This window comes from Nocardioides sp. Z38_18 (genome assembly GCF_058215695.1).
Genome location: NZ_JBZAJE010000001.1, coordinates 149,987 through 165,335, shown reverse-complemented (window position 1 = coordinate 165,335; position 15,349 = coordinate 149,987). Strand labels below are relative to the sequence as shown.

The window sequence follows — 15,349 nt, the reverse complement described above, 5'->3', positions numbered from 1 at the left end:
CGGTGAGACTTCGGTGAGTCACGATCCCGGGTAGTCCCGATCAATCGGCAGGTCTGTACGCCGGTCCGGGCTGCGATTCGTTCGGGACTATGCGGTTCGTCAGCAAACCGCCCCGCCCCGCTCACTCCAGGGTGCGGACGATCGGGAGCGGCTCGGGTGCGGCGTAGGAGTGCTGGCTGGCGCTGCCGAAGAAGAAGTTGATCCCGACGAAGTTGAACCACAGCGTGGCCAGGCCGACCAGGGCCACGATGGCTGCGGAGCGGCCCTTCCAGCCGGAGGTGGCGCGTGCGTGCAGGTAGGCGGCGTACACCACCCAGGTGATGAAGGCCCACACCTCCTTGGGGTCCCAGCCCCAGTAGCGGCCCCACGCGTAGTGGGCCCAGATCGGCCCGGCGATCAGGGCGGCGAAGGTCCAGATCGGGAACGCGAACGCGTGCGTGCGGTAGGCGACGCGGTCGAGCACGCGCAGCTCGGGGAGCCGGGCGAGGTAGCCGCTCGTGCCGGCACCGGGCGAGCGCTCCTGCTTGCGCAGCCAGCGCTCCTTGACCAGGTAGAGCGCCGAGCACATCCCGCCGAGGGTGAAGGCGCCGGTGGCGATGATCGCGGCCACCACGTGGATGATCAGCCACGGCGACTGCAGCGCGTCGCGCAGCGGGACGACCGGGGTGTAGAGCACCAGGACGTCGATCATCAGCGTCACCAGCACGAAGCTGGTCACGATCGGGGACAGCCACGACAGCGAGTACCGGCGGTAGAGCAGCAGGTAGCCCATCGTGACGACCCAGGTGCCGGTCAGGGTGAACTCGTACATGTTGCCCCACGGCACCCGCACGGGGTCCGAGGCCAGTCCGCGGCTGACGACCGCGATGAAGTGCACGAAGGCAGCGACCACGGTGATCGCGAGGCCGATCCGGCCGAAGAGCTCCGCCCGCTCCGGCTCCTCGGCCGTGGCAGCGCTCACCGGGGCCGCACCGGAGCCGGCACCGACCTCCGCGGCGCCCACGGCGACGGGCTGCTGCTCGGGCTCAGCGACCGTGCGGCCGGCCGCCCACTGGGCGAGGTGGGCGAGGACGGCCAGCGCGTAGACGACGGCGCACGCCGCGACCGCCTGGTTGCTGAGCACCTCGAACTGTTCGTGGGTCACGACGACTCTCCTGCTGCTGTGGAACCTGGTGGTGTGGCTGTGCTGCCGGGGCTCGCCGCGCCGAGTGCGACAGCGAGGTCCTCGATCTCCTCGGACAGGTCTCCCCCTGAGCTGCGGTCGAGACCCGCGACCTCGACGGTAGTACGACCGCCCTCGGTGCGTGCACGCACCCAGATGCGGCGGGGCCGGATGAACAGCGAGCCGAGCAGTCCGACCAGGGCGAGCACGACGCCGCCCAGGGCGACCTTCTGGCCCGGGGTGTGGCTGACCTGGAGCTTGACGTAGCGGCTCACCCGGTCGAAGGTCACCGTGCCGAGACCGTCGGGCAGCGTGGTGGTGCCGCCCATCGCGAGGTCGATGCGCAGCGGCTTCCCGTCGGCCTTCTTGATCGGCTCCAGGCCGTCCTTCTTGAGGCCGTAGACCGACTGCGGGGTGCCGTCGTCGAGGCCGAGGTCGCCCCGGTAGGCCAGCATCGAGATCGCGGGGTTCTTGTCGTCGGGGAACGCCGAGAACGGCCCACTGGCCTGGGTGAAGCCGTACGTCGGGTAGAACTCGCCCTCGAGCCCGAGCTGGGTGTTGCCGTCCTTCTGGGTGGCGTCGGGGACCTTGACCACCCCGTAGGAGAGGAACGTGGCGTCCTCGGGGAGGAAGACCACCGGCCCGGAGAACGCGATGCTCTTGTCGGCATTGCGCACCGTGATGTGCGGCGCGTAGCCGTGGCTGATCAGGAACACGTCGGTGCCGTCGAGGGTCAGCGGGTGGTTCACCGCGATCTCCTGGTGCTTCTCCTCCGCGTCGGGCGAGGCCCGGTAGGTCAGGTCGGCGGCGAACTTGTGCGCCATCCCGGCGTCGCGGCCCTCCCGGATGAACGTGACGTCGAAGTCTTCGACGGTGAACTCGAACGGCGCCAGGTTGGCGGGGTCGAACAGCGCGCCGGCGCGGAAGTCGTCGTACTGGCCCAGGGTGTTGGCGAACCCGTCCTTGGTCACCACGATGACGCCGCCCTTGTAGCCCCACAGCCCGCCGATGGCGAACCCGACGAGCACGATCAGCACGGAGAGGTGGAAGACCAGGTTGCCGGCCTCGCGCAGGTAGCCACGCTCCGAGCTGACCGACCCCTCGGCGGTCGAGACCCGGAACCGCCGCTTGCGCAGCAGCGCCTGGGCCCGTTCCACGACGGCGTCGGGGTCCTCGTCGGTCACGAAGGTGCGGCTGGCCGGCATCCGGGACAGGTGCCGCGGGGGCGGCGGCGGCTGACGTCGTACGCCGCGCCAGTAGACCATCAGCCGCGGGACGATGCAGCCGACGAGCGAGACCATCAGCAGGATGTAGATCGCGGAGAACCACACCGAGTTGTAGACCGAGAACAGGCCGAGCTTCTCGTAGATCGGCGTGAGCTGCGGGTGCTGCTCGCGCCACTGGGAGGCGCGCAGCGAGTCCACGGACTCCTGCGGGACCACCGAGCCGGGGATCGAGGCCAGCGCCAGCAGGAACAGCAGGATCAGCGCGGTGCGCATCGAGGTGAGCTGGCGCCAGGCCCAGCGCGCGAACTCGCGAGGGCGCAGCGGAGGGGCTTCGTAACCGGTGGCGGGCATGTCTTTCTAGACCCCTGACTCGAAGTTGGGGAAGAACCAGGTCTGGATCCAGCCGACCATCTCGGCCCACCAGCCGGTGACCAGCAGCAGGCCCACGACGACCAGCATCAACCCGCCGAACGCGGTCACCCACCGCTGGTGGCGCCGCACCCAGCCGATGGTGCCGAGCATCCGGCGGTAGGCCAGTGCGGCCGCGATGAACGGCAGGCCCAGGCCGAGGCAGTACACGAAGCTCAGCAGCGCCCCGCGGCCGGCGGAGGCCTCGTTGACCGAGAGGGCGAGGACCGCGCTCAGCGTCGGCCCGATGCAGGGCGCCCAGCCGAGACCGAACAGCACCCCCAGCAAGGGAGCGGCCACCAGGCCGACCGAGGGGACCTTGTGGACGCGCCAGTCGCGCTGCATCCACGGCACCACCCCGAGGAACACCAGGCCGAGCAGGATGGTCAGGCTGCCCAGCGCGATGGTGATCTGCCGCTCGTAGGTGAACAGCCACTCCCCCACGGCCCCGAACAGGGTGCCGAAGGAGACGAACACGAACGAGAACCCGAGCACGAACAGCAGCGACCCCGCCAGCATCCGGCCGCGGCGGGCGTCCGCGAGGTCGGCGCCGGAGAGCCCGGTCGCGTAGGAGAGGTAGCCGGGCAGCAGCGGCACCACGCACGGGGAGAAGAACGAGACCAGCCCGGCGAGCAGCGCCACCGGGACCGCGAGCAGCAGGGTGCCGTTGTTCGCAGTGCTCGCGAACCAGTCCCCGAGATCGAGCGGAAGGAGCAGCCCCATCACTTCTTGGGTCACTTCTGCACGTCCCGGACCAGGTCGACGAGGGTCTGCTGGGTGGGGATGGCGCCGAGCACGCTCGCGGCCACGCGGCCCTGCGCGTCGATCACCACGGTGCTCGGGATCGCGCTGGGCGGCAGCGTGCCCCGGAAGGCGAGCAGGGTGCGACCGGAGGGGTCGTAGAGCGAGGGGTAGGGGACCTCGAACCGGCGCTCGAAGGCCAGGCCCAGCTCGGGGCTGGAGTCCCGGGTGTTCACGCCGAGGAACGCGACCTCGTCCCCGAGCTCCCGGGCGGCGCCGGACAGCGCCGGGGCCTCCTTGCGGCACGGGGCGCACCAGGAGCCCCAGACGTTGAGCACGACGACCTTGCCGGCGTACTGGTCCAGCGAGATTTCCTTGCCCTCCAGGGTGGTGCCGGAGACCTCACCGGGCTTCTTGCGCTCATCGGCGGGCAGGCGGGTGATGCCGGAGCCGCTGACGTAGCCCTTGTCGCCGGTGCCGGTCGAGCCACCGCAGGCAGAGACGACCGATGCCAGGAACAGCACGGCGAGCAGGAGACGAACGGGGGCACGCACCTCAGGAACGGGATTCCGACGGAGGCTCCGGGAGCGCCTCCGGGTCGTCGGCGCCTCCCGAGGAGAACGCCTTGTTGCGGTCGGCGACCGGGATCAGGTCACCGGCCGGCTCGGAGTAGCCCACGCTGACCAGCTTGTCGTCCTCGAAGGTGAACGAGGTGACGCTGGCCAGGGTGCAGTGGCGCTTGCGGGGGTCGTGCAGGAAGCCGCGCCCCTCGGCCTTGAGCCGCGTGACCCAGATCGGCAGCTGGTGGGAGACGATCACCGCCTCGTGGCCCCGGGCGGCGTCCCGGGCGTCCTCGACCGCGGACCACATCCGCGCGACGACCTCCTTGTAGGGCTCGCCCCACGAGGGCCGCAACGGGTTGAGCATCTTCGTCCAGACCTGCGGCTTGCGCAGGATCGAGCTGCGGACCCGGAACGGGCTGCCCTCGAAGATGTTGCCCGACTCGATCACCCGGGGGTCGAGCTCCACGGTGAGCCCGCGTACGGCGGCCAGCGGCGCCGCGGTCTCCTGGGCCCGCTCCAGCGGGGAGGAGACGATGTGGGTGATGTCGCGGTGGCCGATCCGCTCGGCCACCCGCTCGGCCATCGCGTTCCCGCGCTCGGAGAGGTGGTAGCCACCCGAGCGCCCGTAGAGGATGCCCTGGGGGTTGTGCACCTCTCCGTGACGGAGGAGGTGGACGACGGTCTTCACGAACGGTCAGTCCCTTCTGGAGCACTGGTCGGTCCGGTCGACGTGCTGGTTGAGCCTGTCGAGACCCGCGCGGCGGCCTCGGCCGCCGCCGGGAGCGCGTCGATCACGTGCTGCAGCGCACGCTCGTCGTGGGCGGCGGAGAGGAACCAGGCCTCGTAGGCGCTCGGCGGGAGGTAGACGCCCTGGTCCAGCATGGAGTGGAAGAACGCCCCGTAGGCCCCGGTGTCCTGCTGCGAGGCCTCGGCGAAGTCGCGGACCGGTCCCGACTCGATGCCGAGGAAGACGCTGAACATGTTGCCGCCGGCCTGCACGACGTGCGGTACGCCGGCCCGGGTCAACGCGTCGCCGGCCGCGGAGGACAGCGTGCGGGCCGCCTCGTCGATCTGGGCGTACACCTCGTCGGTGGCCAGACGCAGGGTGGCCAGGCCGGCGGTGGTCGCGACCGGGTTCCCCGAGAGCGTCCCGGCCTGGTAGACCGGCCCGTCCGGCGAGAGCATCCCCATCACGTCGGCGCGACCGCCGAAGGCAGCTGCCGGGAAGCCGCCACCCATCACCTTGCCGAAGGTGACCAGGTCGGGCTGCCAGCCCTCGCGGGCGCCGTCGAGGCCCCACTGACCCTGGCGCGAGACGCGGAAGCCGGTCATCACCTCGTCGGAGACGAACAGGGCCCCGTGCATGGCGCAGGTCTCGGCGAGGAACTGGTTGAAGCCGGGCTCGGGCGGGACCACCCCCATGTTGCCGGGCGAGGCCTCGGTGATCAGGCAGGCGATCTCGGAGCCGCGCTCGGCGAAGGCCGCCTCGACGGCCTCACGGTCGTTGTAGGGCAGCACCAGCGTGGCCGCGGTGGAGGCGGCGGGCACGCCGGGCGTGCCCGGCACGGCGCCCTCGAACCCGTGGGTGTCCCCGTGGGTGGCCAGACCGGACCCGGCCTCGGCGAGCAGGGAGTCGACGTGGCCGTGGTAGCAGCCGGCGAACTTCACCACCAGCTCACGGCCGGTGAAGCCGCGGGCCAGCCTGATCGCCGACATGGTGGCCTCGGTCCCCGACGAGACCAGGCGCACCCGCTCCACGGAGGTGCGCGCCACGATCTCCTCGGCGAGCTCGACCTCGGGCCGGGTGGGGGTGCCGTACGACGTGCCGCGGGCCACCGCGTTCAGGACGGCGGTCTGCACGTCGGGGTGGGCGTGCCCCATCAGCATCGGGCCCCAGGAGCAGATCAGGTCGACGTACTCGTTGCCGTCGACGTCGCGCAGCCAGGCACCGGCTCCCGAGGCCATGAACCGCGGCGTCCCGCCGACGGCGTTGAACGCCCTGACCGGGGAGTTCACACCTCCCGGGGTGACGCGGTGGGCGCGCTGGAACCAGTCGGCGGACTGGGGCGCGGGGCTGGCGGAGGAAGGGGTGACGGACGCGGGCACCCCCGTATTCTCCCCGACCGCCCAACCGCTCACCAATTGCCTGCCTGAGGGTGATCTGGACAACAGGTGAAATCCTCCCGAACAACCATTTACTGCAACTGGCTCCAGTCCTAACCTGAGGGCCGTGCCGCCCGGAGGCCGCGTGGGCGGTTGTCGGATGTGATCTGGGTCACACGCAAAGTTTCACCGTGACGCCGGGTGGGAATGGTCGTTGGACCACCTGTCGGAACGGCTCGGGGGAGTCCGCGACACGTGATTCACCAGGGGAGAGAGCAGACCAATGACGAGCAAGCCCATGTCGCGCCGGAGCAAGGCACTGACCCTGCTGCCGATCGCCCTGCTGTCCGGGGCCTGGACGGCGAGCCTGATGAGCGCCACCGCCACCGCGAACAGCTCCGCCGAAGGGGCCCCGCTCCCCGACGGGACCACGGTCCCCAATGACGCCATCGAGGTGCCGGCCAGCGTGCCGGTCCCCGGCGTGATCGCCCCCGCGGTCCCCGAGGGCTCGGCCGACTCCGTGGTGAGCGGCGCCTCCAGCAACGGCATCCCGGCCCCCGCGCTCGCCGCCTACCAGCGCGGCGCCCAGATCATCGCCGCCGCCGACAAGTCCTGCAACATCCCGTGGGAGCTGATCGCGGCGATCGGCCGGGTCGAGTCCGACCACGGCCGCTACGGCGGCAACACGCTGACCGAGGACGGCGTCTCCAAGCCCGGCATCTACGGCATTCCCCTGAACGGCAAGAACGGCACCCAGGCGATCAACGACACCGACGGCGGCGAGCTCGACAACGACACCGTCTACGACCGTGCCGTGGGCCCGATGCAGTTCATCCCCTCGACCTGGCAGGTCGTGAAGGTCGACGCCGACGGCGACTCCAAGCGCAACCCCCAGGACATCGACGACGCCGCGCTGGCCACGTCGGTCTACCTGTGCTCGGGCACGGACAACCTGTCCACCCGCAAGGGCCAGGAGGCGGCCGTCTTCCGCTACAACCACAGCCGCGACTACGTGAACCTCGTGCTGCGCCTGATGGAGTCCTACAGCTCCGGCGACTACACCGCGGTCCCCTCGGGCACCTACGGCGGCAGCACGTTCTCGCCGAGCTACTCCTCGCAGATCGACAAGTCCTACAAGGTCGCCAAGCAGCGCAAGGCCAAGGCTGCCAAGGAGAAGCGGGAAGCGATCGCCGACGGCACCTACAAGCCCGGCAGCACCGGCTCGGGTTCGGGCGGCACCGGTGGCACCGGCAGCAGCGGTGGCGACACCAACGGCTCCGCCCCCGGCAACGGCGGCGGCTCCAGCCCTCTGCCCGGCGGCAGCACCAACACCGGCGCCGGTACGGCGCTCAAGGAGCACGCCGATCAGCAGAAGAACAACGCCAACGAGGTCGGCGAGGCGCTCAAGGGCACGCTCACCCCGCCCACCAAGGCACCCACCACCGCGCCGGAGATCAAGGACCAGATCTCCCGGGCCGCCGCCAGCACCCTGTGCCTGGTCGAGGTCGGTGTTAAGTCGCTCGCCGGGCTGCTGCTGCCCAAGCAGAAGGCGAGCTACGCGGGCTGCATGTCCCGCTACGGGTACTGACCGGAGTCAGCTTCGAGAATCGAGGAACCCCCGGTCCGGCGACCGGGGGTTCCTCGCGTCCGGGCCCCGGTCGTGTCGCCTCAGCTCCCGCCGAGCTTCCCGGCGAGCCGCTGGTGCCGGTCCAGGCTGGCCTGGTTCAGACCCCGGATCTCGACCCGCTTGCCCCGGGCGGCGTACTTCGTCTCGATCGCGTCCAGGGTCGCGACCGTGGAGGCGTCCCAGATGTGGGACTCGGACATGTCGATGACCACGTGGTCGGGGTCCCCGGCGTAGTCGAACTGGTGCACCAGGTCGTTGCTGGAGGCGAAGAACAGCTCCCCCACCACCTTGTAGACCCGGGTGTCGGCGTCGGTGGAGACATCGATCACCTCGGTGAAGTGCGCCACCCGGCGCGCGAACATCACCATCGCGGTCAGCACCCCGAACACCACCCCGATCGCGAGGTTCTCGGTGGCCACGGTCACGACCACGGTGGCCAGCATCACCCCGGTCTCGCTCAGCGGCATCCGGCGCAGGGTCCGCGGCGAGATGCTGTGCCAGTCGAAGGTCGCCACCGAGACCATCACCATCACCGCGACCAGCGCGGCCATCGGGATCAGGGCGACCAGGTCGCCGAGGACCACCACCAGGACCAGCAGGAACACCCCGGCCAGGAACGTGGAGAGCCGGGTGCGGGCACCGGAGACCTTCACGTTCATCATCGTCTGCCCGACCACTGCGCAGCCGCCCATGCCGCCGAGGAACCCCGTGACCAGGTTGGCGGCACCCTGCCCCCACGCCTCCCGGGTCTTGCCCGAGCGGGTGTCGGTGATGTCGTCGACGAGCTTGGCGGTCATCAGCGACTCCATCAGGCCGACCAGCGCCATCCCGAGGGCGTACGGCGCGATGATCCGCAGCGTCTCCAGCTCGAGCGGAACGTCGGGGAGGAACAGCCCGGGCAGGCTGTCGGGCAGCGCGCCCTCGCCGCCCACGTCCGGTACGTCGACCGCGGCCACCACCGTGACCAGGGTGAGCAGCACGATCGCCACCAGCGGCGCGGGGACCGCCGTGCTCAGCCGGGGCAGCCCGACCAGGATCACCAGCCCGGCCAGGACCATCGGGTAGACCGGCCACGGCACGTCGACCAACTGCGGGAGCTGGGCGAGGAGGACCAGGATCGCGAGCGCGTTGACGAAGCCGACCATCACCGAGCGCGGCACGAACCGCATCAGCCTGGCCACCCCGGCGACCGCGAGCAGGATCTGCAGCACGCCGGCGAGGAGCACGGTGGCGATCAGGTAGTCGAACCCGTGCTCGCGCATCACCGGGGCGATCACCAGGGCGACCGCACCCGTGGCCGCCGAGATCATCGCCGGCCGGCCGCCGAGGAACGAGATCGAGACCGCCATCGTGAACGAGGCGAACAGCCCCACCCGGGGGTCCACCCCGGCGATCACCGAGAACGCGATCGCCTCGGGGATCAGCGCCAGCGCCACCACCAGGCCGGCCAGCACCTCGGTGCGCAGCAGCCGCGGCGAGGTGAGCGCCGCGCGGACCGTGGGTTGCGGAGCCTCCGAGGTGGTCACGATGCAACTATCCGCGAGCCGGCCGACACAGCTGCCGCCGGGGCACCGACACTCCCCTGCTGGCGGGATAGTCCGAGACGGTTCCGTCGTCGTACCGGACGAAACGGAACGGAACTGTCTCGGACTACCCGGACTGCAGCGAACACTCAGGCGTGCAGCATCCGGGCGGCGTCGAGGGCCCAGTAGGTGAGGATCACGTCGGCGCCGGCGCGGCGGATCGAGGTGAGCACCTCGAGGACCGCGGCGTCGCGCTCGATCCAGCCGTGGGCGGCGGCGGCCTCGACCATGGAGTACTCACCGGAGATGTTGTACGCCGCCACGGGGACCGGGACCGCCTCGCGCACGGCGGAGACCACGTCGAGGTAGCTCAGCGCCGGCTTCACCATCACGATGTCCGCGCCCTCGGCGACGTCGAGCAGCGCCTCGCGCACGCCCTCGCGGGAGTTCGCGGAGTCCTGCTGGTAGGTGCGCCGGTCTCCCTGGAGCGAGGAGTTCACCGCCTCGCGGAACGGGCCGTAGAACGCCGAGGCGTACTTCGCGGAGTAGGCGATGATGCCGACGCCGGAGTGCTGCTCGTCGTCGAGCGCCTTGCGGATCGCCCCGACCTGGCCGTCCATCATCCCGCTCGGGCCGACGAGGTCGACCCCCGCGGAGGCCTGGGCCCGCGCCATCTCGGCGTAGATCTCCAGGGTGCGGTCGTTGTCGACCCAGCCGTCGGGATCCAGCACGCCGCAGTGGCCGTGGTCGGTGAACTCGTCGAGGCACAGGTCGGACATCACCGTGAGCTCGTCGCCCACCTCGGCGACCACGTCGGTGATGGCGAGGTTGAGGATCCCCGAGGGGTCAACGGCACCCGAGCCGACGGCGTCCTTCTCGGCCGGGAGGCCGAACAGCATCACGCCACCCAGCCCCGCCTCGGCGGCGTCGTTGGCGACCTTCTTCAGCGAGTCACGGGTGTGCTGGAAGACCCCGGGCATGCTCGAGATCTCCCGCGGCTCCGTGGCGTCCTCGGCCACGAACAGGGGCAGCACCAGCTGGCTGGGACGCAGGGTCGTCTCGGAGACCAGGCGTCGCATTGCCGGCGTACGCCGCAACCGGCGCGGCCGGGTCTCCGGGAAGCCCGGCATCAGAGCCGCCCCGCGCTCACTGGGTGCGGACCTTGCGCCGGGTCGCCGGGCGGCGGTCGGACGGCTTGGTCACCTGCTGACCCGACTCGACCAGCGAGGCCCGGCGGGCGGCGCCGAAGTCCGCGAGGGCGTCCACCAGCTCCTCCACCGACGGGTTCGGGGCGAGCACGTCGACGCGCAGCCCGTGCTCCTCGGCCGTCTTGGCGGTGGCGGGACCGATCACCGCGATGATCGTCGAGGTGTGCGGCTTGCCGGCGATCCCGACCAGGTTGCGCACCGTCGAGGACGAGGTGAACACGACGGCGTCGAACTTGCCGCTCTTGATCGCCTCGCGCGTGGGCGCGGGCGGCGGGGCCGCACGCACGGTGCGGTACGCGGTCACGTCGTCGACCTCCCAGCCCAGGTCGACCAGGCCGGCGACGAGGGTCTCGGTGGCGATGTCGGCGCGCGGCAGGAAGACCCGGTTGATCGGGTCGAGCACGTCGTCGTAGGGAGGCCAGTCCTCGAGCAGCCCGCGGGCGGACTGCTCACCGGAGGGCACCAGGTCGGAGTTCAGGCCCCAGTCGCCGAGCGCGGCCGCGGTCTTCTCGCCGACGGCGGCGATCTTCAGGCCGGAGAACGCGCGGGCGTCGAGGCCGTACTCCTCGAACTTCTCGCGCACGGCGCGCACCGCGTTGACCGAGGTGAACGCGATCCACTCGTAGCGGCCCTCGACGAGGCCGCGCACGGCCTTGTCCATCTGCTGGGGGTTGCGGGGCGGCTCGACCGAGATGGTCGGGACCTCCTCGGGCACCGCACCGAAGCCGCGCAGCCGCGTGGAGAGCCCGGCGGCCTGCTCCTTGGTGCGGGGCACGAGCACACGCCAGCCGAACAGCGGCTTGGTCTCGAACCACGACAGCGTCTCGCGCAGGTCGACGACCTGGCCGATGACCGTGATCGCCGGCGGCTTGATGCCACCGTCGCGGGCGTCGGCGGCGATGTGCTCCAGCGTGGAGACGACCGTGTGCTGGGTGGTCACCGTGCCGGTCGAGGTCATCGCCACCGGGGTCTGGGCGGACCGGCCGGAAGCGATGAGCTGCGTGGCGATCTCGCCGATGGATCCGACCGCCGAGAGGAGCACCAGGGTGTCGTGGGAGGCGTAGCAGTCCCAGTCGATCTTGGCGTCGCTGCAAGTCACCACGGCCACCTCGCGGTGGTTCTTGGTGGTCAGCGGGATGCCGGCGTACGTCGGCACGGCGCTGACCGAGGACACGCCGGGGACGATCTCGAAGCCGATGCCGACCTTGGTGCAGGCCTGCGCCTCCTCGGGCCCGGAGGCGTAGAGGAAGGGGTCACCGGCCATCAGGCGCACGACGCGCTTGCCGGACTTGGCCGCGCGCACGACCACCTTGGCGCGGGCAGCGTGCGTCAGCGGCTGGCCGTCCTCGCCGAAGCCACCGTCGACGAAGACCGGGCCGGTCGCCACCTCGGGCTCCTCGCCTGACTCCTCGCCCTCGAAGACCGGGGGCAGTCCAAGGACGCCCCGGACCAGCTCCTCGTGGCCGGCCACCTCGGTGATCACCACCTCCGCGTCACGGATCAGCTCCACGGCGCGAACCGTGAGCAGGCCCGGGTCACCGGGGCCGCTGCCGACGAAGGAGACCCACTTCACCGGGCGGACGCCGGGGGTGGGGGTGCTGGACGTGTTCTGGTTGGTCACGATCGCCTTCTTGCTACGTCGTCGGTGGGGGTTGTCGCATTGATCAGTTCGGCCGCGCCGTCGGCCAGCATCTCGGCGGCGAGCTTCTGCCCCAGGCCGATGGGGTCCTCGAGAGGTCCAGAAGCGGAGCGGCGTACGGACAAGGTGCCGTCGAAGGACAGCGCCACCGCCCGCATCCACAGTTCGTCACCGAGGTCTCCCTCGGCAACTTCGGCGAGGGCGCCGACCGGGGCCGAGCACCCCGCCTCGAGCTCGGCGAGCAGGGCCCGCTCCGCCTCGACACAGGCCCTGGTGCCCGGGTCGTCCAACGCTTCGCGCAGGGTGGAGACCAGCTCGACGCCGGCACGGCACTCCACCGCCAGTGCGCCCTGACCCGGTGCGGGCAGCACCTGCAGCGGGTCGAGCACCTCGGTCGCCTCCCCGGCCCGGCCCAGGCGGGCCATGCCGGCGCGGGCGAGCACGACGGCGTCGAGCTCACCGGAGGCCACCTTGCGCAGTCGGCCGTCCACGTTGCCGCGGACTCCGACGATGTCGATCCCGAGACCCAGCGCCTCGAGCTGGGCCACCCGGCGAGGTGCACCGGTGCCGACCCGGGAGCCGGTCGGCAGCTCCGCGAGCGTGAGCCCGTCCCGGGCCACGACCACGTCCCGAGGGTCCTCGCGCACGGGTACGGCGGCCAGGACGATCCCCTCGGCAGGGGTGGTCGGCAGGTCCTTGAGGGAGTGCACGGCCACGTCGACCTCGCCGCGCAGCAGCGCCTCGCGCAGCGCGCTCACGAACACCCCGGTGCCGCCCATCGAGGCGAGCGGCGCGGTGGAGACGTCACCCTCGGTGCGGATCAGCACCAGCTCGGTGGGCAGGCCGGTGGCCGCGGTGAGGGCAGCCGCCACGTGCCCGGTCTGGGTCCGGGCCAGGTTGGACGCGCGCGTGCCGATCCGGATGGCCGTGCCCGGGGTCGCCGTGGCGGGGCTCATCTCGGAAGTGGTCTCGGGGGTCACCGGTGCACCGGTCTGCGGGCTCATATCGGCGTCCCCGGCCTGGTGACGGCCTCGACCGCGTCCGCGTCGAGGGCGAAGAGCTCGGCCAGCGCTGCGGCGTAGGAGACCGCCCCGGTGTGGTTCGCCAGCTCCTTGACCCGCACGGTCGGCTGGTGGAGGAGCTTCTCTGCCACGCGGCGGATCGCCTTCTCCACCTCGGCGCGGCTGTCGTCGTCGAGGTCGGGCAGCCGGGTGGCCAGCCTGCCCAGCTCGGCCTCCACCACACCGGTCGCCATGGTGCGCAGGGCGACCACAGTGGGGGTGACGCTCTTGACGCTGCGGGCGGTCAGGAAGGCGGCCAGCTCCTGGGTGACGATCTCCCGGACCCCCTCGACGCCTGCGACACCCTGGGCGCCCTCGAGCTCGGCGGCGAGCGTGTCCAGGGCGATCAGCCGGACGCCGGGGAGGTGGGCAACGGCCGGGTCCACGTCGCGCGGCAGGGCGAGGTCGATCACGGCCAGCGGGCCGGAGGTGGCCGAGCGGCGCGCGGAGAGCGAGTCGGCGTCGACCACCACGCCGGTCGCACCGGTGCACGAGACGAGCACGTCCACGGGGCCGGACTCGGCGACGAGGTCGGCGAGCGGGATCGCCCGGGCGGCGTACTGCTTCGCGAGGCGCTCCGCGTGCTCGTGGGTGCGGTTGGCGACCACGATCGACGCGGCACCCGCACGGGACGCGGTCGCCACGGTGAGGCTGGCCATCGAGCCCGCGCCGACCACCACCACGTGCTTGCCGGCGAGGTCGCCGACGTGCTCCGCAGCCCGCTCCAGCGCGGCGGTGACCAGGCTCGGTGCGACCCGGTCGATGTCGGTCTCGGCGTGGGAGCGCTTGCCCACCCGCAGTGCCTGCTGGAACAGGACGTTCAGGGTCGGGCCGATGGTGCCGGCGTCCTGCCCGGCGCGCAGCGCCTCCCGGGTCTGGCCCAGGATCTGGCTCTCGCCGAGCACCATGGAGTCGAGCCCGGACGCGACGTGGAACAGGTGGGACACGGCACCGTCGTCGTAGTGGACGTAGAGGTGCTCGAGGATCTCGTCGGGGACCTGCCCCGCCCGCTCACCGATCAGGCGGGAGATCGCCTCGACGCTGCCGTGGAACCGGTCGACGTCGGCGTAGACCTCGGTGCGGTTGCAGGTGGAGAGCACCGCGACCTCGGTGACGTGCTCGTTGTCGGAGATCTGCCGGATCAGCTTGTCCACGCCGTCGGCGTCGAGCGCCACCCGCTCGAGCACCGAGACGGGGGCGGTCTTGTGGGAGATGCCCACGATCAGGACGCTCATCGCTCACCCCCGGCAGGGGCCGCCGCGCGCGGGCACTTCGTCAGGGAGCTCATCCCACGTCCTCCGTCAGCTCGACGACCGGCGCCAGCGCCTGGTCGGTGGTCTTGCGTTGTTCGTGGTAGGCGAGGATCTGCAGCTCGCTGGACAGGTCCACGCGGCGTACGTCGACACCTTCGGGGACCGAGAGGATCGTCGGCGCGAAGTTGAGGATGCTGCGGATCCCGGCGCTGACCATCCGGTCGCAGACATCCTGGGCGGCGACGGCCGGCGTGGCGATCACACCGATGCCGACACCGTGCTCGGCGACCACCTGCTCGAGGTCCTCGAAGCTGCGGATCTCCAGCCCGGCGACGACCTCGCCGTGACGGCTGTGGTCGGCGTCGAGCAGTGCGACCGTGCGGAACCCGCGCGAGGAGAAGCCGGAGTAGTTCGCGAGCGCGTGACCGAGGTTGCCGATCCCCACGACGACCACGGGCCAGTCCTGGGTCAGGCCGATCTCGCGCGAGATCTGGTAGCGGAGATACTGCACGTCGTAGCCCACGCCGCGGGTGCCGTAGGACCCGAGGTGCGACAGGTCCTTGCGCAGCTTGGCGCTGTTCACGCCGGCTGCGGCCGCGAGCTCGAGGCTCGAGCAGGTCGTGGTGTCGGCGTCGCTCATCGCGTTCAGCGCCCGCAGATAGACCGGTAGACGGGCGACCGTCGCCTCGGGGATTCGGGTGCTGCTCACGTAATGACACTCTCCAGAGTTGCGAACCTCTGCACTCTAAGAGTTTGTGAACTCGGGAACAAACTGAGACGGGTCCATGGCCTAGCACATGTGAGATGTCTCATGGCAGCGGGGGTACTCTCCGCC

At 71.1% G+C, this 15,349-nt stretch carries 13 protein-coding genes; 1 reads left to right on the top strand and 12 read right to left on the bottom strand.

The window, feature by feature from the left end; genetic code table 11:
• Positions 1–121 precede the first annotated feature (121 nt).
• From ccsB to hemL, 6 genes are read right to left on the bottom strand one after another with little or no spacing between them, the layout of a single operon-like run.
• Positions 122–1,144: a c-type cytochrome biogenesis protein CcsB gene (gene ccsB, locus AC4BGC_RS00760; RefSeq protein WP_490553946.1), complete on the bottom strand. Its 1,023-nt coding sequence runs from the start codon at positions 1,142–1,144 to the stop codon at positions 122–124.
• Positions 1,141–2,739, bottom strand: a complete 1,599-nt coding sequence (gene resB / locus AC4BGC_RS00755) for a cytochrome c biogenesis protein ResB (protein WP_490553945.1) — start codon at positions 2,737–2,739, stop codon at positions 1,141–1,143. The genes ccsB and resB overlap by 4 nt, the downstream gene beginning before the upstream one ends.
• A gap of 6 nt (positions 2,740–2,745) precedes the next feature.
• A complete protein-coding gene (locus AC4BGC_RS00750; RefSeq protein WP_490546809.1) occupies positions 2,746–3,519 on the bottom strand; it encodes a cytochrome c biogenesis CcdA family protein in 774 nt (257 codons plus the stop codon).
• An 11-nt stretch (positions 3,520–3,530) separates the two neighbouring features.
• On the bottom strand, positions 3,531–4,091 hold the full coding sequence (locus AC4BGC_RS00745; RefSeq protein WP_490553944.1) for a TlpA disulfide reductase family protein: 561 nt from the start codon (positions 4,089–4,091) through the stop codon (positions 3,531–3,533).
• Position 4,092: 1 nt separating this feature from the next.
• Entirely contained in the window at positions 4,093–4,788 is a 696-nt protein-coding gene (locus tag AC4BGC_RS00740) for a histidine phosphatase family protein (protein WP_490546651.1), read from the bottom strand.
• Complete coding sequence (gene hemL, locus AC4BGC_RS00735) at positions 4,785–6,206, bottom strand: glutamate-1-semialdehyde 2,1-aminomutase (RefSeq protein WP_490553943.1); 1,422 nt, start codon at positions 6,204–6,206, stop codon at positions 4,785–4,787. The genes AC4BGC_RS00740 and hemL overlap by 4 nt, the downstream gene beginning before the upstream one ends.
• 280 nt (positions 6,207–6,486) lie before the next feature.
• Here hemL and AC4BGC_RS00730 point away from each other — a divergent pair, with 280 nt between their 5' ends.
• Entirely contained in the window at positions 6,487–7,791 is a 1,305-nt protein-coding gene (locus AC4BGC_RS00730) for a lytic transglycosylase domain-containing protein (RefSeq protein WP_490553942.1), read from the top strand.
• Between the two features lie 80 nt (positions 7,792–7,871).
• Here AC4BGC_RS00730 and AC4BGC_RS00725 read toward each other — a convergent pair whose 3' ends face one another.
• From AC4BGC_RS00725 to AC4BGC_RS00700, 6 genes are all read right to left on the bottom strand, one after another.
• Positions 7,872–9,356, bottom strand: coding sequence for a SulP family inorganic anion transporter (locus tag AC4BGC_RS00725; RefSeq protein WP_490553941.1), 1,485 nt, complete (start codon positions 9,354–9,356; stop codon positions 7,872–7,874).
• A gap of 146 nt (positions 9,357–9,502) precedes the next feature.
• Positions 9,503–10,483 carry a porphobilinogen synthase gene (gene hemB, locus AC4BGC_RS00720; protein WP_490546655.1) on the bottom strand — a complete coding sequence of 327 codons (981 nt, stop codon included), beginning with the start codon at positions 10,481–10,483 and terminating at the stop codon, positions 9,503–9,505.
• Between the two features lie 16 nt (positions 10,484–10,499).
• Positions 10,500–12,182 carry a bifunctional uroporphyrinogen-III C-methyltransferase/uroporphyrinogen-III synthase gene (locus AC4BGC_RS00715; protein ID WP_490546656.1) on the bottom strand — a complete coding sequence of 561 codons (1,683 nt, stop codon included), beginning with the start codon at positions 12,180–12,182 and terminating at the stop codon, positions 10,500–10,502.
• A complete protein-coding gene (gene hemC / locus AC4BGC_RS00710) occupies positions 12,179–13,156 on the bottom strand; it encodes a hydroxymethylbilane synthase (protein WP_490546810.1) in 978 nt (325 codons plus the stop codon). The genes AC4BGC_RS00715 and hemC overlap by 4 nt, the downstream gene beginning before the upstream one ends.
• Before the next feature lie 44 nt (positions 13,157–13,200).
• Positions 13,201–14,496 carry a glutamyl-tRNA reductase gene (locus AC4BGC_RS00705; protein ID WP_490553940.1) on the bottom strand — a complete coding sequence of 432 codons (1,296 nt, stop codon included), beginning with the start codon at positions 14,494–14,496 and terminating at the stop codon, positions 13,201–13,203.
• Positions 14,497–14,545: 49 nt separating this feature from the next.
• Positions 14,546–15,223 carry a redox-sensing transcriptional repressor Rex gene (locus AC4BGC_RS00700; RefSeq protein WP_490553939.1) on the bottom strand — a complete coding sequence of 226 codons (678 nt, stop codon included), beginning with the start codon at positions 15,221–15,223 and terminating at the stop codon, positions 14,546–14,548.
• Positions 15,224–15,349 lie beyond the last annotated feature (126 nt).

What these genes read in the sequence shown, in the direction of transcription:
- hemB (WP_490546655.1), bottom strand. Translation starts at nt 10,483, where the DNA reads ATGCCGGGCTTCCCGGAGACCCGGCCGCGCCGGTTGCGGCGTACGCCG.
- AC4BGC_RS00705 (WP_490553940.1), bottom strand. Translation starts at nt 14,496, where the DNA reads ATGAGCGTCCTGATCGTGGGCATCTCCCACAAGACCGCCCCCGTCTCG.
- AC4BGC_RS00730 (WP_490553942.1), top strand. Translation starts at nt 6,487, where the DNA reads ATGACGAGCAAGCCCATGTCGCGCCGGAGCAAGGCACTGACCCTGCTG.
- resB (WP_490553945.1), bottom strand. Translation starts at nt 2,739, where the DNA reads ATGCCCGCCACCGGTTACGAAGCCCCTCCGCTGCGCCCTCGCGAGTTC.
- hemC (WP_490546810.1), bottom strand. Translation starts at nt 13,156, where the DNA reads ATGAGCCCCGCCACGGCGACCCCGGGCACGGCCATCCGGATCGGCACG.
- AC4BGC_RS00750 (WP_490546809.1), bottom strand. Translation starts at nt 3,519, where the DNA reads ATGGGGCTGCTCCTTCCGCTCGATCTCGGGGACTGGTTCGCGAGCACT.